This window comes from Bradyrhizobium sp. NAS80.1 (genome assembly GCF_001908205.1).
GTDB lineage: Bacteria > Pseudomonadota > Alphaproteobacteria > Rhizobiales > Xanthobacteraceae > Bradyrhizobium.
In genome coordinates this window covers 1-24,757 of record NZ_LGHL01000241.1, presented here as the reverse complement: position 1 = coordinate 24,757, position 24,757 = coordinate 1, and the positions used below count along the sequence as shown (strand labels likewise).

Genomic DNA, 24,757 nt, shown 5'->3' with positions numbered 1-24,757 from the left:
CTTCCAATGACGAGAGCGTGAACCCCGACGCTCCGCCGGGCAACAAACAAGCGCTTCTCCTCTTACGGAACCACCGCCATGCGCCGTGTGCTCGTTGCGACCTGCCTGCTCGCCGCAACCCTGTGGCCGGCGCCCGCTCTCGCGCAGGCACGCAGCCAGCTCGGGCCGCTTTGCACAACCGACACTACGCCGGCGGACAAGATGATCGAGGCCTGCAACAAGATCGTCGCGCTGAAGGTGTTCAGGGGCGAGCAGCTCGCGACAATCTACTTCTGGCGCGCGGTAGGCTGGAACAAGAAGGGCGACTATTCGAAGGTCATCGCCGATACCACGGAAGCGATCCAGCTCCAGCCGAGCCAGGCGGCCTACAGCCTCAGGGGATCGGCCTATTACGACAAGGGCGAGTTCGAGATCGCGATCACCGATTTCGACGATGCGCTCAAGCTCGGCCCGCCGAGCGGCATCATCTTCCACAACCGCGGCAATGCCTGGCGCGGCAAGGGCGACTACGCCAAAGCGATCGCCGACTACGATGCCACGATCAAGATGCAGCCGAACTCGGTGTTCTCGTATCAGAACCGCGGCAGCGCGAAGAAGGCGCTCGGCGATCTCGACGGCGCGCTCGCCGACATCAACCAGGCCATCAGGCTCGACCCGACGCTGCCGCAGCCGCTGATCAGCCGCACCACGATCTGGCGCGCAAGAGGCGATCTCGATCGCGCGATTGCCGACGGCAGCGAAGCGATCCGGCTCGCCAGGGAGAAGCCGCCGGTCAACATCATGACGCCGCCGAACAGTGTGCTGATCTCGGCCTACATCCATCGTGCGCTGGCCTACGAGGCGAAGGGTGACTACGCGCATGCGAAGGACGACTACAATGCGACGCTAGCGGTCACGGCCTCCGATGCCGGCAGCAAGGCCAACCAGGCGACCGCAAAGGTACGGCTGTCACTGGTGACGGACGCGAGCGCGCCGATCCCACGCGATGCACCGTCGCCGACGACGCAGCCGGCACCGGCCCCGCAGCAGACGGGCACAGCGCCTGCGCCCTCGCCTGCCCCGGTTACTCCAGGCAAGCGCATGGCGCTGGTGATCGGCAACGGCGCCTATGCGCACGTCAAGGCGCTGCCCAACCCACCCAACGACGCGCGCGCCGTCGCGAAGAGCCTTCGCGACATCGGCTTCACCGTGTCGGAAGGCGTCGATCTCGACCGCACCGCGATGCAGAAGGTGACGCGCGAATTCCTGCGCGAGGCGGCGCGGGCGCAAGTTGCCGTGGTCTACTATGCCGGCCACGGCGTCCAGGTCGACGGCCGCAACTATCTCATTCCCGTCGACGTGGAGCTGAAGGCCGGCAGCAGCATGACCGAGGCGATGATCGACATGGATACGATCATGGCCGGCCTCGACGATCAGGTCCGCACCAACATCCTGATCTTCGATGCCTGCCGCAACAATCCGATGGCGCAGCAGGTCGCGTCCGCCGGCAGCAATCGCGGGATCGAGGGCGCCTCGGGCCTCGCCGCGCCAACGAGCCTGGGTGCCGGCGCGACACTGGGCGCGGGCACGCTGATCGCTTTCGCAACCGCACCGGGACAGGTTGCGCTCGACGGCGAAGGCGCCAATTCACCGTTCTCGGCGGCCCTCTCCCGTCATCTCGGCACACCGCGCCTTGAAGTGCAGCAGATGCTCACGCGCGTGCGGGCCGAGGTCGTCTCGAGCACGAAGAACAAGCAGGTGCCGTGGTCGAACTCGTCGCTGCTGGGCGAGGTCTATCTGGCGGAGAAGTGACGGCCGCGCTTGCCGGACGACGTAGCCCGGATGAGCGAAGCGATATCCGGGAAGAAGTCCCGCATGTCGCTTCGCTCATGCGTGCTACGATTGATCCTCGCACACGGCGTCATCGCCCGGCCTTGACCGGGCGATCCAGTATTCCAGAGACAGCGAGAAGTACGGAAAAGCCGCGGCGTACTGGATTCCCCGCTTTCGCGGGGAATGACAGCGAGAGTGTGGTGAGGCCGCGCCGTCACTCACATCACCGATTGCGTGGGGCTTAGTTGCCCCACACTTCCTTCGCGATGTCCACCGCAAGGCTCAGCTTGGCCCACTGCTCCTCCTCGGAGAGGATGTTGCCTTCCTCGGTCGAGGCAAAACCGCACTGCGGAGACAGCGCGAGCTGCTCCAGAGGCGCGAATTTCGAGGCCTCTTCCAGACGGCGCTTGATGTCGTCCTTCTTCTCGAGCTCGCCGAACTTCGAGGTGATGACGCCGACCACGACGACCTTGTTGCCCTTGGGCAGGAAGCGTAACGGCTCGAAGCCACCGGCACGGTCGCTGTCGTATTCGAGGAAGTAGCCGTCGTAGTTGGTGCCGGCGAGCATGGTCTCAGCGACCGGCTCGTAGCCGCCCGAGGAGATCCAGGTCGAACGGAAATTGCCGCGGCAGACATGGGTTGTCACCACCATGTCGGCGGGCTTCTCAGCCAGCGCGTAGTTGATGATGCGCGCGTAGATCTGCTGGAGGCCGTCCGGGTTGTCGCCGCGCTCGCGCGCCTTCTGCAATTCGTCCTGCGAGCAGAGATAGGCCCACACGGTGTCGTCGAACTGGAGATAGCGGCAGCCGGCGTCGTAGAACGCCTTGACGGCCTTGCGGTAGGTCTTGCCGAGGTCTTCGTAGAAGGCCTCGAGATCGGGATAGACCTCCTTGGAGATCGACTTGCGGCCGCCGCGGAAGTGCAGCACCGCGGGTGACGGGATCGTCATCTTGGCGGTGACGTGGGCCTGGTCCGCGCACTTCTTCAGGAAACGGAAGTGATCCAGCATCGGATGATCGTCGGGGAAGTCGAGCTTGCCGATCACGCGCACCGCGTCGTGACGGGTCTGCACGCCCGTGAACTGGATGCCGGTGTCGGGGTGGAACAGCTCGCAGCCGGTGAGCTTGGCCAGGAAGTCGAAATGCCACCAGGAGCGGCGGAACTCGCCGTCCGTTGCGAGCTTCAGGCCGACCGAGGCCTGCTTGTGCACGACCTTCTCGATCTCCATGTCCTCGATCTTGCGCAGATCGTCGGCCGAGATCTCGCCCTTCTCGAGCCTTGCGCGGGCCTCCTTGATCTTGGCGGGGCGCAGGAGGCTGCCGACCTCGTCGGCGCGGAAGGGGGCTTTGGTTCGCTGCATTTTTTTACTCCCGGGATTTTCTAGTGGGCGGCCGCTCCGGCGACGCCGAGGTGGCGCTCCAGGACCGAGGGGTCGGCCTTCAGCGCGGCGCTCGGGGCGTCGTGGACGATCGTTCCGCGCTCCAATATCACAACGCGGTCGGCAAGCCCCAAAATCTTTTGGGCATTCTGTTCGACGATGATCGAGCAGATGCCGCCGGCCCGGGTAATGGCGCCGATCGCCTTCAGAAGCTCCTCGACGATGATGGGGGCAAGGCCCTCGGTCGGCTCGTCCAGCAGCAAGACCTTCGGGTTGAGGGTCAGCGCACGGCCGATCGCCAGCATCTGCTGCTCGCCGCCGGAGAGCTGGTTGCCGAAATTGCTCCGCCGCTCCTTCAGGCGCGGGAACATCTCGTAGACCTTCTCGACGGTCCAGGGGCCGGGCTGTGCCACCGCGGTCATGTTCTCTTCCACCGTCAGCGAGCGGAAGATGTTGCGCTCCTGCGGCACCCAGCCGATGCCGGCGCGGGCCCGCTGGTCGGGCCGCAAACTCGTGACGTCCGTGCCGGCGAGCGCGACGGTGCCGGAGAAGCGGCGGGTGACGCCGACGATGGAGTTGATCAGCGTCGTCTTGCCGGTGCCGTTGCGCCCGAGCAGCGCCAGCACCTGCCCCTCGGCGAGGCGCAGGGACATGTTGGGCAACACCACCGCCTCGCCATAACCGGCGCGAAGGGAATCGATCGCGAGCAGGTCAGACATTGACCGCCTCCTCACCAAGATAGACCGCCTTGACCTGCGGGTCGCGCGCCACCTGGCCGGGCGGGCCTTCGGTAAGCAGCGCGCCCGACACCAGCACCGAGATGCGGTCAGCGAAGGAGAAGACAAGGTCCATGTCGTGCTCGATCAGCAGCACAGTGACCTCGCGCGGCAGCGCGCCGACGACCGCCAGAATGTCGTGGCGCTCGCTCTCGGGCACGCCGGCGGCCGGCTCGTCGAGCAGCAGCACGCGCGGCTTGCCGGCGATCGCGACCGCGATCTCGAGCAGCCGCTGCTTGCCATAAGGCAGCGTCACGGTCTGCTCGTTCATGACGTCGAGCAGATGGAAGCGGTTGAGGAGATCGGCGATCTCGTCATTGACGTCGTTGCGCGTGCCCATCCGCCGCCACCAGTCGCCGCCATGGCCGAGACGTTCGGAGACGGCAAGGCCGATGGTCTCGAGCGGGGTCAGGTCGGGATAGAGTTGGTTGATCTGGAACGTGCGCGACAGGCCGCGCAACACGCGCTTGTGCACGGGCAGGTCGGTGATGTCCTGGCCTTCGAGCAGGATGCGGCCCGAGTTCGGCTTGAGCACGCCGGTGAGCTGGTTGATCACCGTGGTCTTGCCGGCACCGTTCGGGCCGATCAAGGCATGGCGGGCCCCCTGCTCGATCTTCAGGGACAGATCGCGGGTGACGCGCAGCCCGCCGAAGGTTTTTTCGAGATTCTGGGTTTCGAGCGCGATGGTCATGCGTCGCTCTCCGGCACGGCGACGATGGCCCTCCGCCCGGCCACCTGCTTGATGACCAGGTTGGGCACATACAGCACCCATCGGTGCAGGCGCTGACGGCCGACCAGCACGATCACGACCAGCACGAGGCCGATCCAGAACTGCCAATATTGCGGGGTGATGGTGGAGAACAGCTCCTGGAGCATGCGGAAGATCACGGCACCAATCAGCCCGCCATAGAGATAGCCGGTGCCGCCGATGACGAGCACCAGCATCAGGTCGGCCGAGCGCTCGAAGGCGAACACGTCCAGCGAGGCAATCGCGGTGGTCTGCGTGAACAGCGCGCCTGCGATGCCGGCATAGAACGCCGCAAGCGTATAGATCGCGATCAGGCGGCGGTTGACGGGGATGCCGATGGCCGCCGCACGCAGCGGATTGTTCTTGATCGCCCGCAGCGACAGGCCGAACGGTGAGTGCACGACACGGCGGGCGAGCAGGAACAGCAAGAACAGCACGGCGAGTGAGTAGAAGAAACCAGCCTTGCCGAACATGTCGAACGGAATCTGGCCGAAGATCGGCTGCATCTCGATGCCCTGCAGGCCGTCGGTGCCGCCGGTGATATTGGAGAATCGCTCGGCGAGCGCTTCCAGCAGCAGCGCGATGCCGAGCGTGACCATCAGCCGTGTCAGGTCGACGCCACGGATCACCAGGAAGCTGGTGGCAAAGCCCAGCACCATCGCGGCGAGGCCTGCAACGACAAGCGCCAGCACGGGCTCATTGATGATGCCATGTAGCGCAAGAAGCCCAGCGGCATAGGCGCCGACGCCGAAGAAGGCGGCGTGGCCGAGCGAGACTATGCCGGCATAGCCGAGGATGAGATCGAGCGACATCGCAAACAGCGCCAGGCGCAGGATGTCCGTCATGATCAGATAGCGCGTGGGAAATGCGAAGCCGCAAGCCAGCACGATGAGCCAGAAGGCGACTTCGCCATAGTGCCAGCGCGACTGGCGCTGGGCGTGATAACCGACGTCGGAAGAAGCGTTCATCGGCGAACTCAACGCGCGGCCGTGCGGCCGAACAGGCCGTTCGGACGCCAGATCAGGATCACGATCATCATGGTGTAGATCACGAAGGGGCCCATCTTCGGCACGTAATATTTGCCGGCGACGTCGCCGATGCCGAGCAGGAGCGAGGCCAGGAACGGGCCAGTGATCGAGGAGGAACCGCCGACGGTGACCACGATCAGGAAGTAGATCATGAACTTCAGCGGGAAATAGGGATCGAGGCCGAGGATCTCCGCGCTCAGCGCGCCGCCGAGGCCGGCGAGCCCGCATCCGAACGCAAATGTGAAGGCGAACACCTGCGGCACGTTGATGCCAAGGCCACTCGCAGCGCGCGGATCGTCAACGGCCGCGCGCAACCGGCTGCCGAAGCGGGTCTTGGCCAACACCATCTGCAGACCAATGGTGAGCAGGCCGCAGATCACGATGATCATCAGCCGGTAGCGGCCGATGCCAACGCCGAACACGTCGAACTGGCCCTGGAGCGCGGCCGGCAGGTTGATGAAGACCCGCGACGAGCCCTGGATGTAGTCGACCGCGGCGACCGACATGAACGTGAGACCGATGGTGAACAGCACCTGATCGAGATGGCTACGCGTGTAGAGGTGCCGGTACAGCGTTCGCTCGAGCGCGATGCCGATCGCGGCGGCCGAGACGAAGGCGAGCGGCAGCGCGGCGAAGAACGGCCAGCCCATGCGGTTGACCAGCACCATGCAGACATAGCCGCCGGCCATGGCGAAGGCGCCGTGAGCGAGGTTGACGAAGTTCATCAGGCCGAGCGTGACCGCGAGCCCGCAGGCGAGCACGAACAGCAGCATGCCGTAGGCAACGCCATCAAACAGGTTGGTGAGGATTGCGGTCATCGAAAGCAGGTGAACCTTGGTGAACACTCGTCATTCCGGGGCAGCGCGCAGCGCTGAACCCGGAATCTTGTTTCAACAACTTCGAGATCCCGATGCGCGCTAAGCGCGCTCGGGGATGACGCGCTTTCGCGCGTCACTTCTTGGTCTTGCCGAGGTCCTTGACGGCGTCGAAGGTCGCGAACTCGACGTTGTAGAGCTCGCCGTCGACCTTCTCGACCTTGCGGATGTAGATGTTCTGCACGATGTCGCGGGTCTCCGGATCGATCGAGATCGGGCCGCGCGGGCTCTCCCACTTCTGGCCCTTCATGGCCTCGATCAGCTTGGTGCCGTCGGTGTCGCCGTTGGTCTTCTTCAGCGCCTCGTAGATCAGGTGGATGCCGTCATAGCCGCCCACTGCCATGAAGCCGGGACGGGTGTTGTAGGCCTTCTTGTAGGCGGCGATGAAATCCTTGTTCATCTGCGAGGGATGCGCCGCGGAATAGAGGTGCGCGGTCACGGTACCCAGGACGGCGTCGCCCATGTTGTTCAGGAGATCGTCGTCGGTGACGTCGCCCGGTCCGATCACCTTGATACCGGCCTTGTCGAGGCCGCGCTCGGCATACTGCTTCATGAAGTTGCCGCCCTGGCCTGCCGGCACGAACACGAAGATCGCATCGGGCTTGGCATCCTTCATGCGCTGCAGGAAGGGCGCGAAGTCCGGATTGGCGAGCGGCACCTTGACCTCTTCGACCACCTCGCCGCCGCCGGCGGTGAAGTGCTCCTTGAAGAAGTTCAGCGCGTCATTGCCCGGCGCGTAGTCGGAGGTCAGCGTGGCGACCTTCTTGATGCCGTTCTTCACCGCCCAGTCGCCGATGATGGTCGAGGACTGCGCCAGCGTGAAGCTGGTGCGCACGATGTAGGGCGAACGCTCGGTGATGATGGAGGTGCCGGCCGCCATCACGACTTCCGGAATCTTGGCCTGCGTTGCCAGCGGCGCGGCGGCGAGAGCTGCCGGCGTCACGCCGAAGCCGGCGATGAAATTCACCTTGTCGTTGACGATCAGCTCCTGCGCGGCGGTCTTGGTCTTGTCCGGAATCGCCGCGTCATCCTTGAGGATGATCTCGACCTTCTTGCCGGCGACGGTGTCGCCCTTCTGCTGCATGTAGAGCTTGATCGCGTTCTCGATCTGCTTGCCGGTCGAGGCCTGACCGCCGGTCATCGGCAGAATCAGGCCGACCTTGACGGTATCCTCGGCCTTTGCAGGCGCTATGGCCGCGAGGCCCGCGATGGCGGCGACGACGGCCGCCCGAGAAAACTGTTTACGTTCGAACATCAAATGTCCCTCCCCTTCATTCCTGACCTCTTTGTGCACCGGACCGAGTGCCCGATCCTTGCTTCAGTTTAGCTCACGCACGAGCGATATCGCGCGCCACATGGCGTCCTTCGCGCCCTCATTGTCAATCGGACGTTTGGTGACCATTCGGCGCAAGCCGAGCGTTCCGATTGCCGACGGCGGGGAGCGTGTCGCGGTTACGTCGGGTAACCCGAGCCCCGATCTTGGCCGCTTCCATTTGTACGATTGTACAAATAGAATGGACCTGTCAACGAAAAAGCCCCTCCGCTGACCAAGCCAATTTGTCGCGAGCAGTCTAGAAACGCGCTCGACCGCGTGGATGGAGGATTTCGTCTTTCTTTTGCAGAATTTGTACATCGAGAGCGCCTCAGCCAGCCGCCACTCGGTAACAAATTACCTACCTCGAATAAGTCTATTTTACCTTGTTGAAGGCTAGTCTCCCGGCGCCAGCCTGATCTGGCGTCCAATGACAGAACTCGCGCGCGCCTACACAATGCCTAAGCCCCTCCGCTCCGTCCTCACCCTCGTCGCGCTCGCCGCGGGGCTGTCCGGCTGCGGCACCGTCAATGAAAAGCTTTCGGCCGGCATGGGGGACTACGTCCCGCAATGGGCCGGCGGCCTGCCGGCCGACGCTCCGCCGCGCCCGGGCACACCGCAATACGACGCCTACATGAAGGAACGCGAACGCAAGCGGCTGATGCCGGCGGCCGATCGCGAGAAGGAAGAGCAGGCGCAGAAGGGCGCGACCGGCTCAACCTCGGGCGGCGCGGCGCGTTAAGCAGGCGTATGGCGAATGGAGAGCCCATTCGCAACTTACCATTCGCTAATCTACAAACACCACGGTCTTGCGGCCGTTGAGGATGACGCGGTCGTCGAGGTGGTAGCGGATCGCGCGGGCGAGCACGCGGCGCTCGATATCGCGGCCCTTGCGGACGAGATCCTCCGGCGTGTCGCGATGGCTGATGCGCTCGACGTCCTGATCGATGATCGGGCCCTCGTCGAGGTCGCGCGTGACGTAATGGGCGGTGGCGCCGATCAGCTTTACTCCGCGCTCATGGGCCTGATGATAGGGCTTTGCGCCCTTGAAGCCCGGCAGGAATGAGTGGTGGATGTTGATGCAGCGCCCCGACAGTTTTGCCGAGAGATCGTCGGACAGGATCTGCATGTAGCGGGCGAGCACGACCAGATCGGTCCCGGTCTTGGCGACGAGATCCAGGATCTGCGCTTCCTGTTCGCGCTTGGTCTCCTTGGTAACAGGCAGATGGTGGAACGGGATGCCGCCGAAGTCGAGCCCGTCATAGACCTCGCGCGGATGGTTGGAGACGATCGCGGCAAGCGTCATCGGCAATTCGCCGGTGCGCCAGCGGTAGAGGATGTCGACCAGGCAGTGGTCGGACTTCGACACCAGCAGCATCACCTTGCGGTGCGCGGCGCGGTCGCGCATCTGCCACTCCATGCCGAAACGCTCGGCAATCGCGGCAAAGCCGGTCTGCAGCGCCGCCAGTTCCACGGCGAGATCGGCCGCGGTGAACACCACCCGCATGAAGAAATTCTTGGTCTCGACGTCATCGAACTGCTGGGCGTCGAGAATGTTCTGTCCGTTATGGGCCAGGAAGGTCGACACTGCCGAGACGATGCCGGGGCGATCCGGACAGGACAGGGTCAGGACATATTGATGATCGGGTTGATGATCAGGCATGGCTCTTGATGAAGGTTTGGGCAAATGATGCGGAACGGCCCGCGATTTGGGCCCAGCTCTATCACCGACCTACCCTTGCGCCAATCCCGGGCACAGAGTCAGGATGAACGGACGATTGCGATTTTTCACCGGAGCACGCCCATGGCCGATCGCTTGAACGGCTACCGCATCCTGATCCTGGAAACGCGCGAGGAAGCGCAATTTTCAAAGCTGCTCGCCGAGCAAGGCGCCGATGTCGTGCAGTGTCCGATGTTCACCATCCACGACGCGCCCGACCCCGCCCCCGTCGAAGCCTGGATCCGCCGCGCCATCGACAGGCCCTTCGATGACCTCGTGCTGATGACCGGCGAAGGCCTGCGGCGGATCATGAAGCTCGCCGTCGCCCGCGGGCTCGACGGCGCGCTTGTGACAGCGCTCGCGAAATCGCGAAAATTCACCCGCGGGCCGAAGCCCGGCAAAGCGCTGCGCGAGGTCGGCCTCGAGGCGCAACAGACCACGGAGAAGCCGACCACCGAGGGCGTGATCGAGATGCTGGGCAAGCTCGACCTGAAGGGACGGCGCCTCGGCCTCCAGCTCTATCCGGACAAGGACCACAGCGCGCTGACCGGTGCGCTCTCGGCGCAAGGCGCCGATATCGATACCGTGCTTCCTTATGTCTACGATTCCAAGGCGGCGGATGCGAACATCGTCACCGCCATCAACGACATGGCCGAGGGACGCATCGATTCCATCGCGCTGACCAATCTCGGCCAGGTCCGCCGCCTGATCGAGGTCGCGAAGGCGCATGGCAGCGAGGCGAAGCTGCGCGCCGGCTTCGAACGAACGCTGATCGCCTCGGTGGGGCCGGCAGTCTCGGGTGAGCTGGCCGCGCACGGCCTGCGCACAGACGTCTCGCCGGCGGATGACGCCTATTTCATGCGTCCGCTGATCTCGGCGATGGCGGCAGCGCTAGCGCAGCGGAAGCCGAGAGCCGCGGCGAGCTAAGAGCCGAGCGCGGGGGCGGTCTGCGGCGGCTCCGATTGACACGAGCATCGCCAGCGCTACGTTGCCGAACGGCAAGAAGAAACAACAAGGGCAAGGGAATCGCCGTGACACGCGTCATCGCGTTTTGAGCGCAGCCACGCGGCCTTCGGCGCTCGCACCATTTCGCATCCGCAATTATCGCTTCCAGTGGCCGTCCGATCTGCTGACCTCCTGGGCGTTCGAGGTCGAGACGCTGGTGCTCGGCTGGTACATCATGGTCGAGACCGGCTCGGTGCTGCTGCTCACCGTCATGGCGTCGCTGCAATATGTCGGAACGCTGATCGCGCCGGTCCTTGGGATGGTCGGCGACCGCATGGGTCATCGCGACCTCCTCGTCGTGATGCGCCTTGCCTATACGGTGCTGTCGTCGACCATCATGGTGCTGGCGCTGACCCACCATCTTGCGCCGCTCAACGTCATGATCATCGTCGCGATCATGGGCCTCATCCGCCCGTCCGATCTCGGCGTGCGCGGCGCGCTGCTTGCCGACATCATGCCGGCCGGGCAGCTGGTGGGCGCCATCAGCCTGGCGCGCACGACCCAGGATAGCGCACGCATTGCTGGCGCGTTGACCGGCGCGGGCTTGTTCGCCCTGCTCGGCATCGGCCTCGTCTATGCCGCGATCACCGGCTTCTATCTCGTCGCCGCGATCTTGATGTTTTGCCTGACCCGGCCGGAAAAGTCGGTCACCACGACGGACCTGCCCGCGAACAGCCACGCGGTCTCGCGATTGCTGGGCGACCTGAAGGAAGGCATCGTCTACGCCTGGAACGGCCCGGGGATGCGCGCGGCGCTCTGCGTCGCTTTCCTGGCCAACCTCACGGCCTTTCCAATCACCAACGGATTGCTGCCCTTTGTCGCGCGCGACATCTTCCACACCGACCAGACCGGCCTCGGCTATCTCTCGGCGAGCTTTGCCGTGGGCTCGCTGACCGGCTCCATTACGCTGAGCCTCATCAGCGGCGTGCGGATCGCCCGACTTCTGATCGGCGCGACACTGGCCTGGTACGCGATGCTGCTGGTGTTCGTGGAAATCCGGACCATGCCGGTCGCGATGGCCTGCCTCGTGCTCGCCGGCATCGCCCAGAGCATGTCTATGATCGCAGCGGCTGTAATCCTGATGCGCACGGCAAGCGCGCATCTGCGCGGCCGCGTCATGGGCGTCCGCATGATGGTGATCTACGGCCTGCCACTGGGATTGCTCGCGGCCGGCAGCCTGATCGACCTGATCGGCTATTCCGCGATGGGCTCGGTCTATGCGGTCTCGGGCATCATCGCGATGCTGGCGATCGCCGTGCGCTGGCGCGACGATCTGTGGCCGGCGCACGCCCCGGCCAATGCAGGATGACGGGACAGGCGTCCGGGCGCGCTAATCCCCATACCCGCGCAGCCGCTCGACATCGAGGATGGTGACGCCGCCATATTCGAGCCGGAGCAGACCTTCCTTCTCCAGCCGGTTCAGCGCGCGGTTGGCGTTCTGGCGGGACATGCCGGAGAGCGCGCCGATCTCTTCCTGGGTGATCTCCAGATGTGCGGTCGATTCCGGATAGAGGATCGGGTTGAACAGGGAGGCGATGCTGCGGGCAAGGCGCGAGGTGGCATCGAGCGTGCGGTTGACCTCGAGCATGCCGATGAACTGGGCGAGCCGCTCGTTGAGCTGGCGCACCAGGAATCGGTTGAAGCCGACGCTGTTCTCGAACAGCCACATGAAGGCGCTGCGCTCCATCAGCGCCACGCGGCTGTTGCGGAGCGCGACCACGTCATAGCGGCGCGGCTCGTTCTTGAGCACGCTGCCCTCGCCGAACCAGGCGCCCGCCGTCAGCCCGGCAAGGCTCGTCTCCTTGCCGTCGCGCGAGACCCCACCCATCCGGGCAAGGCCAAAGACCATGCCGGCCCAATAGTCGAACGTGTCACCGCGCATGAACACGGTCTCGCCCGTGCCGTAGGACCGCTCCGTGATTCCGGCGCGAGCGACCTCGATCTCCGCTTCCGTGAGCTCGCGCGACCAGGCAGCAACGCGCTTCAGATGATCCTCTGAAATCATGATCCCGAAGCCAGCCGCACCGTTTCGTCACTCCACTCCTATGCTGCATTGCAGCATCACCATTTCGACCGCCATCCGACGAAAGGCGAAGGCCGCTGCCGCCCGAAAAACTTTGTCGCAGAATTGTCAGGCGGGAGACATTTCAAAATAGCGCTTTCCCCTATTGAGAGCCACCTCGGGCGATGCGGCTTTTGATCCCAAACGGGACGAGAGTGGCGCGGCTCCGGTCGAGACCATTAGCTGCATGGCCTCACCGGCACGGCCGTACTAGGATCGCCCGACAGGAACGGACGAAGAGCGCCGCTGAACGCGCCGTCACCGGGGAGGGATTTGTTTGGTGGCTACCAGTCTCGAAGTGCGCGGCGTGTCCTTGCGATTCGGCGGCGTCCGTGCGTTGGCCGATGTCGGCTTCGCCATCAGGGAGGGCGAGCTTTTCTCGATCATCGGCCCCAACGGGGCCGGCAAGACCTCGATCGTGAATTGTATTTCCGGCCGCTACAAGCCGACGGAAGGCCAGCTCTTCTATCAGGGCCGCGACATCACCGGCCTGACACCAAACGCGCGCGCCTCGCTCGGCATCGGCCGCACCTTCCAGAACCTGGCGTTGTTCCACCACGTGAGCGTGCTCGACAACATCATGGTCGGCCGCCATCACCTCCTGAAGAATAATTTCCTCACGGGATCGCTGTACTGGCTCACCGGCGCGCGCAAGGAAGAGCTCGAGCACCGCCGCAAGGTGGAAGAGATCATCGACTTCCTCGACCTCCAGTCGGTGCGCAAGGCGACCGCCGGCACCCTCTCCTACGGCCTGCGCAAGCGCGTGGAGCTCGCCCGCGCCATGGCACTGGAGCCGCGCCTCATCCTCCTCGACGAGCCGATGGCCGGCATGAATTTCGAGGAGAAGGAGGACATGGCCCGCTACATCGTCGATCTCAACGAGGAGTTCGGGATGACGGTGGTGATGATCGAGCACGACATGGGCGTGGTGATGGACATCTCCCACCGCGTCATGGTGCTGGATTTCGGCCGCAAGATCGCCGAGGGCGATCCGGCCACGGTCCTCGCCGATCCCCACGTCAAGCGCGCCTATCTCGGCGAGGAGGACGAGGTGCTGGTCGATCCCGACGATGCTCCGCCGGCGCAGGAGAGCGCGGCATGATGGATTACGCAGGCCGCGTCGCCCAGGCCGACACCTATCCGAAGATGCTGCGGCTCAACGCGAAAGAGCACGGCAACGAGATCGCATTGCGCGAGAAGGATCTCGGCCTCTGGCGCCCGTTCACCTGGAACGACTACCAGACGCGGGTGCGCGATTTCGCGCTCGGCCTCCTGGAGCTGGGCCTGGGGCGCGGCGACGTCATCGGCATCATCGGCGACAACCGGCCGGACTGGGTCGCGGCGGAAGTGGCGACGCATGCGATCGGGGGCTTGAGCCTCGGGCTCTATCGTGACGTGCTCGACGAAGAAGCCTCCTACCTTCTCAACTATGGCGAAGCGCAGCTCGTCTTCGCGGAGGACGAGGAGCAGGTCGACAAGCTGCTTGTGCTCGCCGAGCGCGTGCCGAGGCTGAAGCACATCATCTATTCCGACCCGCGCGGGATGCGGAAATATGACGATCCCAGGCTGATGTCGGCGGAGAAATTCGCCGAGCTCGGCCGCGCACGGGCCGCACGAGAGCCGGAGCTTTACGATCGCCTCGTGGACGCAACCAAGGGCGAGGATGTCGCCATCCTCTGCACGACCTCAGGCACCACATCTCATCCAAAACTCGCCATGCTCGCCGCCGGCCGCGTGCTCGGCCACTGCGCGACCTATCTTGCTTTCGACCCCAAGGGTCCCGACGACGAATACGTCTCGGTGCTGCCGCTGCCCTGGATCATGGAACAGGTCTATGTGCTCGGCAAAGGCCTGTTGTGCCGGATGAAGATCAATTTCGTCGAAGAGCCCGACACCATGATGAACGATCTGCGCGAGATCGCGCCAACGTTCGTGCTCTTTGCACCTCGTGTCTGGGAATCGATCGCGGCCGACGTCCGCGCCAAGGTGATGGACGCGACGCCCTTCAAGCAGCGGCTGTTCGATATTGGCATGAAAAGCGGCCTTGCCGCGCTCGAACAGGGCAAGCGCTCCGGCTTCGCCGACGCGATCCTGTTCCGCGCGCTGCGCGACCGCCTCGGCTTCACCCGCCTGCGCTCGGCCGCGACCGGCGGCGCCGCGCTCGGCCCCGACACCTTCAAGTTCTTCCAGGCCATGGGCGTGCCGCTGCGGACCCTCTACGGCCAGACAGAACTGTTAGGGGCCTACACGCTTCATCCCGAGGGCAAGGTCGACCCTGACACGACAGGCGTGCCGATGGCCGACAGCGTCGAGATCCGTATCGATAATGCCGACGTCCACGGCGTCGGCGAGATCGTGGTGCGGCATCCCAACATGTTCCTCGGCTACTACAAGAACCCTGAGGCCAGCGTCGCCGACATCAAGGACGGCTGGATGCTGTCGGGTGACGCCGGCTATTTCAACGCGAACCGCCAGCTCGTCGTCATCGACCGCATCAAGGATCTCGCCGAGACCTCGCGCGGCGAGCGCTTCTCGCCGCAGTTCATCGAGAACAAGCTGAAGTTCTCGCCATATATCGCCGAAGCCGTGGTGCTCGGCGCCGGCCGCGACGCGCTCGCGGCGATGATCTGCATCCGCTACTCCATCATCTCGAAATGGGCGGAGAAGAACCGCCTCTCCTTCACGACTTATAGCGACCTTGCCTCGCGGCCCGAGGTCTACACGCTGCTCCAGAAGGAGGTCGAGACCGTCAACGCGACGCTGCCTCCGGCGCAGCGCATCTCGCGCTTCCTGCTGCTCTACAAGGAGCTGGATGCCGACGACGGCGAGCTCACCCGCACCCGAAAGGTGCGCCGTGGCGTCATCAACGAGAAATACGAAGGCATCATCGACGCGATCTACCGCGGCGACGCCGACATCCCCGTCGACACCGTGATCCGCTTCCAGGACGGCACCACGCAGCGCGTACGGACGACACTGCGGGTGGTCGACCTCGGTGGACATGGGCACATGGCGGAGGCGGCGGAGTGAGCTTCCTGTCAGCCACGAGCGCGATGCGCCTTGCTGTGCCCTCTCCCCTTGTGGGAGAGGGCATCTCCGCCGCCTGCCCCACCCTCACTCGGGTGAGGGGTTCTCTCCCCGCACCGTCACTGCGGAGACAACCCCTCACCCGGCTTCGCTTCGCGAAGCCACCCTCTCCCACAAGGGGAGAGGGTGCAGCGTCATCGCTTCTGCATTTTGCGCGGACCTCGACATGAACACCGCCTTCCTCATCCAGCTCCTGGTCAACGGTCTTGTGGTCGGCACGCTCTACGGCGTCGTCGCGATGTCGTTCGTGCTGATCTACAAGGCGACCCAGGTCGTCAACTTCGCGCAAGGCGAGCTGCTGCTGGTCGGCGCTTGGGTGTGCTGGGCGCTGCTGGCGAAATACCAGGTGCCGTTCTGGATCGGCATGCCGATGACGCTGGTGTTCATGTTCGTGTTCGGCATCGCGATCCAGGTCCTGATCCTGCGGCCGATGATCGGTGAGCCCATCATCTCGGTGATCATGGTGACGATCGGCCTCTCCACCGTGTTGCAGGCCACGCTGAAGTGGATGTTCGGCGTCAACCCGCAGCCGTTCCCACGCGTGTTCGAGAGCCAGTCGGTCAGCCTGTTCGGCCTTCAGATCCAGACCGTCTATGTCATGAGCCTCGTGGTGTCGGTCGCAATGATGATCGGCATGGCCTGGTTCTTCCGCGCCTCAAAGTACGGCCTTGCGATGCGGGCCACCGCGTTCAACCAGCAGGTGGCGCAGTCGCTTGGCATCTCCGTGAAAAGCGTGTTCGCGATGGCCTGGGCGATCTCGGCGACGGTGTCGGCGGTCGCGGGCGTCGTGGTCGCGGTCGTCAACGGCGTGTCCTCGGGCCTGGCCGCCTACGGCATCAAGGTGTTCCCCGCCGCGATCCTCGGCGGCCTCGATTCCGTCGGCGGCGCCGTGCTCGGCGGCATCATCATCGGCCTGCTCGAGAACATCGCGCAATATGTCGACAGCCAGTACCTGCACTGGGGCAATCTCTACGAGATCGCACCGTTCTACGTCCTCATCATCGTGCTGATGATCAAGCCTTACGGCCTGTTCGGCACCCACGACATCGAGCGGATCTGACCCATGGCCGGCCCTGCCCTCATCCCCGCTGGTGATTTCCGCACCTCCTATGCGGCCGACACCACCATCTTCCCGACCACGACCAGCCGCAACTTCGCGATCGCCGGCGTGCTGCTGCTCTGCCTCGTGCCGCAATTCCTCGGCGGTTATTGGCTCAGCATCCTGATCCAGATCGGCATCTTCTCGATCGCGGCGCTCGGCTTGAACATCCTGGTCGGCTTCACCGGCCAGATCTCGATCGGCCACGCCGCCTTCTTCCTGCTCGGCGCCTTCACCTCGGCCTATATCTCCAACAACGCGCCGATCCCGGTGTTCTTCGCGATCCCGCTCGCGGGTGTCGTCACCGCGCTGGTGGGGCTGATCTTCGGCATTCCGGCGGCGCGGCTGAAAGGGCTCTATCTCGTCATCGCGACGCTGGCCGCGCAATACATCCTGCTCGACTTCTTCTCCCGCGCCGAATGGTTCTCCGGTGGCTCGGTGCCGGCGAGTGCCGAGCCGTTCTCGATCTTCGGCTACACGCTGCGCGGCGATAAGCAGTATTTCTATGTGGTGCTGGCCTATGTGCTCGCGAGCTATATCCTCGTCACCAATCTGATGCGCACGCGCGACGGCCGCGCGCTGGTGGCGATCCGCGATCATTATCTCTCGGCCGAGATCATGGGCATCAACCTCACCAAATACCGCACGCTGTCGTTTGGCCTTGCCGCCTTCTTCGCCGGCATCGCCGGCGCGCTCTATGCGCACTACCAGCTCGTGGTCTCCCAGGAAGGCTTCGGCATCGAACGCTCGATCCTGTTCCTGGCCATGATCATCATCGGCGGCACCGGCTCGATCATGGGCACGCTGATGGGCACCGCCTTCGTGGTACTGCTGCCGGAATCGATGGAATTCATCAGCCTTTACTTAAAGGGCGGCGTGATCGACAAGGCGCTGTCGCTCAACACCAACATCACCTTCCTGCGCGAGATCGCGATCGGGGTGATCATCATCGCCTTCCTGATGTTCGAACCCGACGGGCTTGCGCATCGCTGGCGGCAGATCAAGGCCTACTGGAAACTCTACCCCTTCTCGCATTGAGCGCGGCAACTTCACTTAAACAATAACAGGAGGAACAGACCCATGAAGATGAAGTCCCTTTTGAGCACCGCATCGCTCGCGATCGCGCTCGCCGCATTCTCGGCGAGCGCGCAGGCGCAGATCACGATCGGGCACCTCGCCGATTATTCCGGCGGCACCTCCGACGTCGGTACGCCCTACGGCCAGGCCGTCGCCGATACCTTCGCCTGGATCAACAAGAACGGCGGCGTCGGCGGCAAGCAGGTCAATGTCGACACCAACGACTACGGCTACCAGGTGCCGCGCGCGATCGCGCTCTACAAGAAGTGGTCGGCGCCGGACTCCAGGGTCGCGGCGATCATAGGCTGGGGCACCGCGGACACCGAAGCGCTGACCGGCTTCCTCGCCCAGGACAAGATCCCCGACCTCTCCGGCTCCTACGCCGCGGCTCTCACCGATCCCGAAGGCGTCAGCGGCAAGGCCAAGCCCGCGCCCTACAATTTCTTCTATGGTCCGAGCTATTCGGACTCGCTGCGCGCCATGCTGATGTGGGCAGCCGAAGACTGGAAGGCCAAGGGCAAGCCCGGCAAGCCGAAATTCGTGCACATGGGCGCCAACCATCCCTATCCGAACGCGCCGAAGGCGGCGGGCGAGGCCATGGCGCAGGAACTCGGCTTCGAGGTTCTGCCGCCGCTGGTGTTCGCGCTCGCGCCGGGTGACTACAGCGCGCAATGCCTGAGCCTGAAATCTTCTGGCGCCAACTACGCCTATCTCGGCAACACCGCGGCCTCCAACATCTCGGTGATGAAGGCCTGCAAGACCGCCGGTGCCGACGTGCAGTTCCTCGGCAACGTCTGGGGCATGGACGAGAACGCGGCCAAGACCGCGGGCGATGCCGCCAACGGCGTGATCTTCCCGCTGCGCACCGCGGTGAGCTGGGGCGGCGATGCGCCCGGCATGAAGACGGTGATGGAGATCTCGAAGATGTCCGACCCCACCGGCAAGGTCTATCGTCCCGTGCATTACATCGCGGCCGTGTGCTCGGCGCTGTACATGAAGGAGGCGCTCGACTGGGCGGTCAAGAACGGCGGCGCGACCGGCGAGAACGTCCGGAAGGGCTTTTACCAAAAGAAGGACTGGGTGCCGGCCGGTATGGAAGGCGTCTGCAATCCCTCAACCTGGACCGACAAGGACCACCGCGGCACGCTGAAGGTCGACCTCTATCGCACCAACGTCTCGGGTGCGACCGACGGCGAACTCAACGACCTCATGACCAAGGGCACGATCAAGCTCGAGAAGCTCAAGACCATCGAGCTGCCCCGCAAGGCGGAATTGCTGGGCTGGTGAGCCTAACGCTCACCTTACGAACAACCGTCATCCCCCGCGAAAGTGGGGGATTCAGTACGCCGCGGCTTCTCCGTGAATCTCAGGCGTCTCTGGAATACTGGGTCGCCCGGTCAGGCCGGGCGACGACAGCGGAGAACGATGACGCATGACCGACACCCTCGAAACATCCCGCGCCAAGCCGACCGTGGTGGCACCTGCTCCCCTGCTCAGCGTGCGCAACATCGAGGTCGTCTATGACGACGTCATCCTGGTGCTGCGCGGCCTCAGCCTCGACGTGCCCAAGGGCGCGATCGTGGCGCTGCTTGGCGCCAATGGCGCCGGCAAGTCGACGACGCTGAAGGCGATCTCGGGGCTGCTCAAGACCGAGGACGGCGAGGTCACGCGCGGAGAGATCCTGTTCGAGGGCTCCCCTATCGCCGGCATCGATCCCGACAAGATCGTCCGCCGCGGCATCTTCCAGGTGATGGAAGGCCGGCGCATCGTCGCCGACATGACCTCGCTGGAGAACCTCAAGCTCGGCGCCTTCACCCGCAGGGACCGCGAGGTCGATGCCGATCTCGACATGGTCTTCAACTATTTCCCGCGCCTGAAGGAGCGCACCGGCCTTGCCGGCTACCTCTCCGGCGGCGAGCAGCAGATGCTCGCGATCGGCCGCGCCCTGATGGCCCGCCCAAAGATGATCCTGATGGACGAGCCGTCGATGGGCCTGTCGCCGCTGCTGGTGAAAGAGGTGTTCGCGATCATCCAGAAGATCAACCGCGACCTCGGCGTCACCATCCTCCTGGTCGAGCAGAACGCGCGCGCCGCACTGTCGGTGGCGAGCCACGGCTACATCATGGAGCAGGGCAAGGTCGTGCTCGACGGCACCGCGGACGAATTGCGCGACAACGAGGACGTCAAGGAATTCTATCTCGGCGGCGCCGGCGACCAGCGCAAGAGCTTCAAGAACCTCAAGAGCTTCAAGCGGCGCAAGCGCTGGCTTTAGACACAGCGTTTTCAAGCGAAGTGGAGACCGGTCCGCGTGAAGAAAACGCGTCAAAACAAGAGAGTCTCACTCGAGCACCTGCTCCGCTTCCGTGACTGCGCAGAGAACATGATAGAACGACGACGCAGGAATGGTGTCGACCAGCGATTTGCCGTCGCGATCGAACTGGTCGTACCAGCCGCCCTTCACGGGATGGCTGAGATAATGCCGTTCGAGCCGCACCAGCGCCGCGCGCGCCTCATCAGCCGCGCCCGCCTCGCCGGATTCGGCCTGCGCGATCCACGCCTTCGCCATCTCGGTCTGCGGCCACAGCCGTCGCGAGCTGCGGCGGACGCTGCCGGCGGCATCGCCCTCGTCGACGAGACAACCGGTGGCCTCATCGCGGTAGCGCAGCGCGGTCGCAAGCAGCTCGGCACGGCGCTGTCCGGTCGGGCAGCCCGTGATGCGTTCAAATCCCTTCAGCAGCCAGACCCACTCCGCCTGATGCCCGGGTTCGACGCTGACCGGCTCGATCTTCGACCAGTCCTCCTCGAAATACTCCGTCAGGATGCGCTTCTGCTTGTCGTAGAGATTGGCCAGGAACAGCGCGAAGAACTCGCCAGCACGGTTCTGGAACGACAGATCGTGGGTCGCGTCGAAACACGCGATCATCGCCTCGAACAGATGCATCTGCGGGTTCTGTCGCCGCGGCAGCGAAACCGGCAAACTTTCGTGGACGCCGCCATGCGGCGAGCGGAGATGGCCGTCGAGAAAGGCGAGCAGCGCGTCGATCTCGGCGCGAATTTGCGCGTCCTGGTCGAGCGCATAGACGGTCGCCAGCGCAAACAGGATGAAGGCGTGGTCGTAGGCATCGCGCCGCCCGTCCAGCACCGCGCCCTCCGGCGTCAACCTGTGCACATAGCCGGGCCGGCCGTCGGGCGCCTTCGCGCATGCCAGCAGATGCTCCAGCCCCTTCAGCGCGATGGCGCGCCCCTCGGGATACCAGCCCATCTGTGCCGCCTTGGCGTAGCACCAGATCTGGCGCGCCTGCACGAACACGCGCCGCGGCGCGGCCGTATCAGCCGTGCCGTCGCGGTGCAGCCGGTCGATGAAGCCGCCCGCAGCGTGGTCCCAGCCGACGGTGGACCACAACGGCAGCGCCTGCTCGATCATGCGGCGCTTCAGGCGCGCGACGACGTCCGCCGCAATCATTCCCTCGTCTGCCATCGCGTCCTCTTCAAGCCTCGCCAATGGCCGTCTGATACCCATGCCGGCGGCGGCGTGCAACGGATGCCAACCCGGAAAGACCAGCCATGACCGCCCATTACGACGCCCGCGAGACGCGCGAGCCGGCCGCGCGAGAGGCCGATCTGTTCTCCCGCCTGCCGGACGTGCTGCGCGGCGCAATGGCCGCGCCTGCCTATGCCGAGCGGCTCAAGGGCCTGGATCCCGCCTCAGTGAGCTCCAGGGCGGCGCTGGCGGGCCTGCCAGTGCTGCGCAAGTCGGAACTATCGGCTCTCCACAAGGCCTCAGCGCCCTTCGGCGGCTTTGTGGCGGCGGCCCCCGGCTCGTTCGCCCGCCTGTTCACCTCCCCGGGGCCGATCTTCGAGCCGGAGGGACGGCAGGCCGATCCCTGGCGCGGCGCGCGGGCGCTGTTCGCGGCCGGATTCCGCCCCGATGACATCGTACTCAACACATTCAGCTACCACCTCACCCCCGGCGGCTTCATCTTCGATGCCTCGGCACGCGCGCTCGGCTGCGCGGTGATCCCGGCAGGGCCCGGCAATACCGAGCAGCAGTTCGAGCTGATCGAGGCCTACCGGCCGGTCGGCTATAGCGGCACGCCGGACTTTTTGAAGATCCTGCTCGATGCCGCAGCAGGCGCGGGCCGCGACGTCTCCTCGATCAAGCGCGCGCTGGTCTCGGGCGCCGCCTTCCCGCCCTCGCTCCAGGCCGAGATCAAGGCGCGCGGCATCGACGCCTACCAGGCCTTCGGCACCGCCGATCTCGGTCTCATCGCCTTCGAAACTGAGGCGCGCGACGGCATGGTCGTGAACGAGGACCTGATCATGGAGATCGTCAGGCCCGGCACCGGTGATCCCGTGGCACCGGGCGACGTCGGCGAGATCGTCGTCACCTCCCTCGACCCGCACCATCCCTGGATCCGGCTCGCGCTCGGCGACCTCACCGCGGCACTGCCGAGCACGAGCCCCTGCGGGCGCACCAACATGCGGATCAAGGGCTGGATGGGCCGCGCCGACCAGACCACCAAGGTCAAGGGCATGTTCGTCCGCCCCGAGCAGATCGCGGAGATCGGCAAGCGCCACTCCGCGCTCGGACGATTGCGCCTCGTTGTCACGCGCCAGGGCGAGGCCGACGCGATGACGCTGAGAGCGGAAACCGCGGCCGCGAGCGATGCGCTACGGGAGGAGATCGCCGCCAGCTTGCGCGCGGTGACGAAACTCGGCGGCAATGTCGAGCTGGTCAGCCCGGGCGCGCTGCCGAACGACGGCAAGGTGATCGCGGATGAAAGGTAGGCGCGCTTCCAGTCCCGAAGGAATGTGATCGGACGGCCCGAATCCGCCGCGCGAATTCCGCTCAGGACGGTTCGACCGACCGGCGGTACGCCTCATAAGCGTGCTTCAGGCCATCCTCCAGCGAGGTGGTCGCGCGCCAGCCGAGCTTTTCGAGACGGCCGACGTCGAGCAGCTTGCGCGGCGTGCCATCGGGGCGTGAAGTGTCGAAACGGATCTCGCCGCTGTAGCCAACGACGTCAGCCACGACACGCGCGAACTCGGCGATAGTGATGTCCTCGCCGGTCCCGATGTTGATCAGCTCTGCACTCGAATAGGTCTTCATGAGGTGCACGCAGGCATCCGCCATGTCGTCGACATAGAGAAACTCTCGCCGCGGCGTGCCGGTACCCCAGACCGAGACGCTCTCCGCGCCCGCGACCTTCGCCTCGTGAAAGCGACGGATCAACGCGGCGACCACGTGGCTCAGTTCGGGATGATAGTTGTCGCCGGGACCATAGAGGTTGGTCGGCATCACGCTGATGAAGTCGCTGCCGTACTGGCTGCGATAGGCCTCCGCCATCTTGATCCCGGCGATCTTGGCAATCGCATAGGGCTCGTTGGTCGGCTCCAGCGGACCGGTCAGCACGGAATCCTCGCGCAGCGGCTGCGGCGCCAGCTTCGGATAGATGCACGAGGAGCCCAGGAACATCAGTTTCTCGGCACCGTTCTGATGCGCGGCCTGGATCACGTTGGCCGCGATCGCGATGTTGTCGTAGATGAACTCGGCGCGCAGCGTGTTGTTGGCGACAATGCCGCCGACTTTTGCCGCGGCGAGGAACACGACCTGCGGCCGCACCTTCGCAAACCAGTCGAACACGGCGGCCTGGTTGCAGAGATCGACCTCGCGCCGGTCCACGGTGACGAGCTTGACGTCTTCCCGCGCCAGCCGGCGCACCAGCGCGCTGCCGACCATGCCGCGATGGCCGGCGACGTAGACGCTCTTGCCCTTCAGCTCAAACCGAGTGCTTGCCATGAGCGATTTCCCGCTTGGCCTCGGCCAGATCGCTCGACATCATCTCCTCGACGAGCTCAGCAAACTTCCGCTTCGGCTTCCAGCCGAGGACCCGACGCGCCTTACTGGCGTCGCCAATCAGGAGATCGACCTCGGTCGGCCGGAAGTAGGCCGGATCGATCTTCACGACCGTCTTGCCGCTCTTTGCGTCGATCCCGGTCTCGTCGACGCCCTCGCCGCGCCACTCGATGCGCCGGCCGACATGCGCAAACGACAGTTCGACCATCTCGCGCACCGAGCGCGTCTCGCCGGTGGCAAGCACGAAATCGTCGGGCTTGTCGGCCTGCAGGATCATATGCATGCCCTCGACGTAGTCCTTTGCATGGCCCCAGTCGCGCTTGGCTTCGAGATTACCGAGATAGAGTATGCTGTCCAAACCGACTTCGATGCGGGCGACTCCGCGGGTGATCTTGCGGGTCACGAAGGTCTCGCCGCGGACCGGGCTCTCGTGGTTGAACAGGATGCCGTTGCTGGCGAACATGCCATAGGCTTCGCGGTAGTTCACCGTGATCCAGTAGCCGTAGAGCTTTGCCACGCCATAAGGCGAGCGCGGATAGAACGGCGTGGTCTCCTTCTGCGGAACCTCCTGCACGAGGCCGTAGAGCTCGGACGTCGAGGCTTGGTAGAACCGCGTCTCCTTCTCCATGCCGAGGATGCGGATCGCTTCCAGGAGGCGTAGCACGCCTATCGCGTCGGCATTCGCGGTGTATTCCGGGCTCTCGAAGCTGACGGCAACGTGGCTCTGGGCGGCCAGATTGTAGATTTCGGTCGGCCGGATCTGCTGTACCAGGCGGATCAGATTGGTCGAATCCGTCATGTCGCCGTAATGCATTAGGAACGGCACGTTGCCCACATGCGGATCCTGGTAGAGATGGTCGACCCGCGCAGTGTTGAACGAGGACGAGCGCCGCTTGATGCCGTGCACGATGTAGCCGAGCG

At 64.7% G+C, this 24,757-nt stretch carries 22 protein-coding genes; 11 read left to right on the top strand and 11 right to left on the bottom strand.

Annotated features, from left to right (window positions below; translation table 11 throughout):
- Positions 1 to 78 precede the first annotated feature (78 nt).
- Positions 79 to 1,791 (top strand): caspase family protein, encoded by a 1,713-nt coding sequence (locus tag AC629_RS39570; protein WP_084810100.1) that lies wholly within the window; start codon positions 79 to 81, stop codon positions 1,789 to 1,791.
- Positions 1,792 to 2,053: 262 nt separating this feature from the next.
- On the opposite strand, the gene AC629_RS39565 is transcribed toward AC629_RS39570, so the two are convergent.
- From AC629_RS39565 to AC629_RS39540, 6 genes are all read right to left on the bottom strand, one after another.
- Positions 2,054 to 3,172, bottom strand: coding sequence for a cobalamin-independent methionine synthase II family protein (locus tag AC629_RS39565; protein WP_084810099.1), 1,119 nt, complete (start codon positions 3,170 to 3,172; stop codon positions 2,054 to 2,056).
- Positions 3,173 to 3,192: 20 nt separating this feature from the next.
- Positions 3,193 to 3,909: an ABC transporter ATP-binding protein gene (locus AC629_RS39560; protein WP_074121265.1), complete on the bottom strand. Its 717-nt coding sequence runs from the start codon at positions 3,907 to 3,909 to the stop codon at positions 3,193 to 3,195.
- On the bottom strand, positions 3,902 to 4,657 hold the full coding sequence (locus AC629_RS39555; protein ID WP_084810098.1) for an ABC transporter ATP-binding protein: 756 nt from the start codon (positions 4,655 to 4,657) through the stop codon (positions 3,902 to 3,904). The genes AC629_RS39560 and AC629_RS39555 overlap by 8 nt, the downstream gene beginning before the upstream one ends.
- A complete protein-coding gene (locus AC629_RS39550; protein ID WP_084810097.1) occupies positions 4,654 to 5,682 on the bottom strand; it encodes a branched-chain amino acid ABC transporter permease in 1,029 nt (342 codons plus the stop codon). Before AC629_RS39550 ends, AC629_RS39555 begins: the two co-directional genes overlap by 4 nt.
- An 8-nt stretch (positions 5,683 to 5,690) precedes the next feature.
- Complete coding sequence (locus tag AC629_RS39545; protein WP_084810118.1) at positions 5,691 to 6,560, bottom strand: branched-chain amino acid ABC transporter permease; 870 nt, start codon at positions 6,558 to 6,560, stop codon at positions 5,691 to 5,693.
- Between the two features lie 133 nt (positions 6,561 to 6,693).
- Positions 6,694 to 7,872 (bottom strand): ABC transporter substrate-binding protein, encoded by a 1,179-nt coding sequence (locus AC629_RS39540; protein WP_084810096.1) that lies wholly within the window; start codon positions 7,870 to 7,872, stop codon positions 6,694 to 6,696.
- A 514-nt stretch (positions 7,873 to 8,386) separates the two neighbouring features.
- Here AC629_RS39540 and AC629_RS39535 point away from each other — a divergent pair.
- The gene (locus tag AC629_RS39535; RefSeq protein ID WP_084810117.1) at positions 8,387 to 8,671 is read left to right on the top strand and encodes a hypothetical protein; all 285 of its coding nucleotides are present in this window, start codon (positions 8,387 to 8,389) and stop codon (positions 8,669 to 8,671) included.
- Positions 8,672 to 8,716: 45 nt separating this feature from the next.
- Here AC629_RS39535 and purU read toward each other — a convergent pair whose 3' ends face one another.
- On the bottom strand, positions 8,717 to 9,592 hold the full coding sequence (gene purU / locus AC629_RS39530) for a formyltetrahydrofolate deformylase (protein WP_084810095.1): 876 nt from the start codon (positions 9,590 to 9,592) through the stop codon (positions 8,717 to 8,719).
- Between the two features lie 141 nt (positions 9,593 to 9,733).
- Between purU and AC629_RS39525 the strand changes: the two genes are divergently transcribed.
- Together AC629_RS39525 and AC629_RS39520 are read left to right on the top strand one after the other, a co-directional pair.
- A complete protein-coding gene (locus AC629_RS39525) occupies positions 9,734 to 10,576 on the top strand; it encodes a uroporphyrinogen-III synthase (RefSeq protein WP_084810094.1) in 843 nt (280 codons plus the stop codon).
- A 124-nt stretch (positions 10,577 to 10,700) separates the two neighbouring features.
- The gene (locus AC629_RS39520; protein ID WP_084810093.1) at positions 10,701 to 11,963 is read left to right on the top strand and encodes an MFS transporter; all 1,263 of its coding nucleotides are present in this window, start codon (positions 10,701 to 10,703) and stop codon (positions 11,961 to 11,963) included.
- Positions 11,964 to 11,984: 21 nt separating this feature from the next.
- On the opposite strand, the gene AC629_RS39515 is transcribed toward AC629_RS39520, so the two are convergent.
- Complete coding sequence (locus tag AC629_RS39515; protein WP_084810092.1) at positions 11,985 to 12,659, bottom strand: Crp/Fnr family transcriptional regulator; 675 nt, start codon at positions 12,657 to 12,659, stop codon at positions 11,985 to 11,987.
- A gap of 337 nt (positions 12,660 to 12,996) precedes the next feature.
- Here AC629_RS39515 and AC629_RS39510 point away from each other — a divergent pair, with 337 nt between their 5' ends.
- The 6 genes from AC629_RS39510 to AC629_RS39485 all read left to right on the top strand — a co-directional run bounded on the left by AC629_RS39510 (position 12,997) and on the right by AC629_RS39485 (position 20,251).
- On the top strand, positions 12,997 to 13,818 hold the full coding sequence (locus AC629_RS39510; RefSeq protein ID WP_084810116.1) for an ABC transporter ATP-binding protein: 822 nt from the start codon (positions 12,997 to 12,999) through the stop codon (positions 13,816 to 13,818).
- On the top strand, positions 13,815 to 15,746 hold the full coding sequence (locus AC629_RS39505; RefSeq protein WP_084810091.1) for a long-chain fatty acid--CoA ligase: 1,932 nt from the start codon (positions 13,815 to 13,817) through the stop codon (positions 15,744 to 15,746). Before AC629_RS39510 ends, AC629_RS39505 begins: the two co-directional genes overlap by 4 nt.
- Positions 15,747 to 15,969: 223 nt before the next feature.
- On the top strand, positions 15,970 to 16,863 hold the full coding sequence (locus AC629_RS39500) for a branched-chain amino acid ABC transporter permease (RefSeq protein WP_074117671.1): 894 nt from the start codon (positions 15,970 to 15,972) through the stop codon (positions 16,861 to 16,863).
- Positions 16,864 to 16,866: 3 nt separating this feature from the next.
- Positions 16,867 to 17,940: a branched-chain amino acid ABC transporter permease gene (locus AC629_RS39495; protein WP_084810090.1), complete on the top strand. Its 1,074-nt coding sequence runs from the start codon at positions 16,867 to 16,869 to the stop codon at positions 17,938 to 17,940.
- Positions 17,941 to 17,982: 42 nt separating this feature from the next.
- The gene (locus AC629_RS39490; protein ID WP_084810089.1) at positions 17,983 to 19,266 is read left to right on the top strand and encodes an ABC transporter substrate-binding protein; all 1,284 of its coding nucleotides are present in this window, start codon (positions 17,983 to 17,985) and stop codon (positions 19,264 to 19,266) included.
- 145 nt (positions 19,267 to 19,411) lie between these two features.
- Positions 19,412 to 20,251: an ABC transporter ATP-binding protein gene (locus AC629_RS39485; RefSeq protein WP_084810088.1), complete on the top strand. Its 840-nt coding sequence runs from the start codon at positions 19,412 to 19,414 to the stop codon at positions 20,249 to 20,251.
- A gap of 66 nt (positions 20,252 to 20,317) precedes the next feature.
- Here the strand turns inward: AC629_RS39485 and AC629_RS39480 are convergent, their stop codons facing one another.
- Complete coding sequence (locus AC629_RS39480; RefSeq protein ID WP_084810087.1) at positions 20,318 to 21,457, bottom strand: AGE family epimerase/isomerase; 1,140 nt, start codon at positions 21,455 to 21,457, stop codon at positions 20,318 to 20,320.
- A gap of 86 nt (positions 21,458 to 21,543) precedes the next feature.
- On the opposite strand from AC629_RS39480, the gene AC629_RS39475 reads away from it, so the two are divergent.
- Positions 21,544 to 22,767 (top strand): phenylacetate--CoA ligase family protein, encoded by a 1,224-nt coding sequence (locus tag AC629_RS39475; protein ID WP_084810086.1) that lies wholly within the window; start codon positions 21,544 to 21,546, stop codon positions 22,765 to 22,767.
- A gap of 61 nt (positions 22,768 to 22,828) precedes the next feature.
- On the opposite strand, the gene fcl is transcribed toward AC629_RS39475, so the two are convergent.
- Positions 22,829 to 23,779 carry a GDP-L-fucose synthase gene (fcl, locus tag AC629_RS39470; RefSeq protein WP_084810085.1) on the bottom strand — a complete coding sequence of 317 codons (951 nt, stop codon included), beginning with the start codon at positions 23,777 to 23,779 and terminating at the stop codon, positions 22,829 to 22,831.
- Positions 23,760 to 24,757 (bottom strand): GDP-mannose 4,6-dehydratase (gmd, locus tag AC629_RS39465; protein WP_084810084.1); only part of this gene is annotated, 998 nt, incomplete at its 5' end. The genes fcl and gmd, both read right to left, overlap by 20 nt.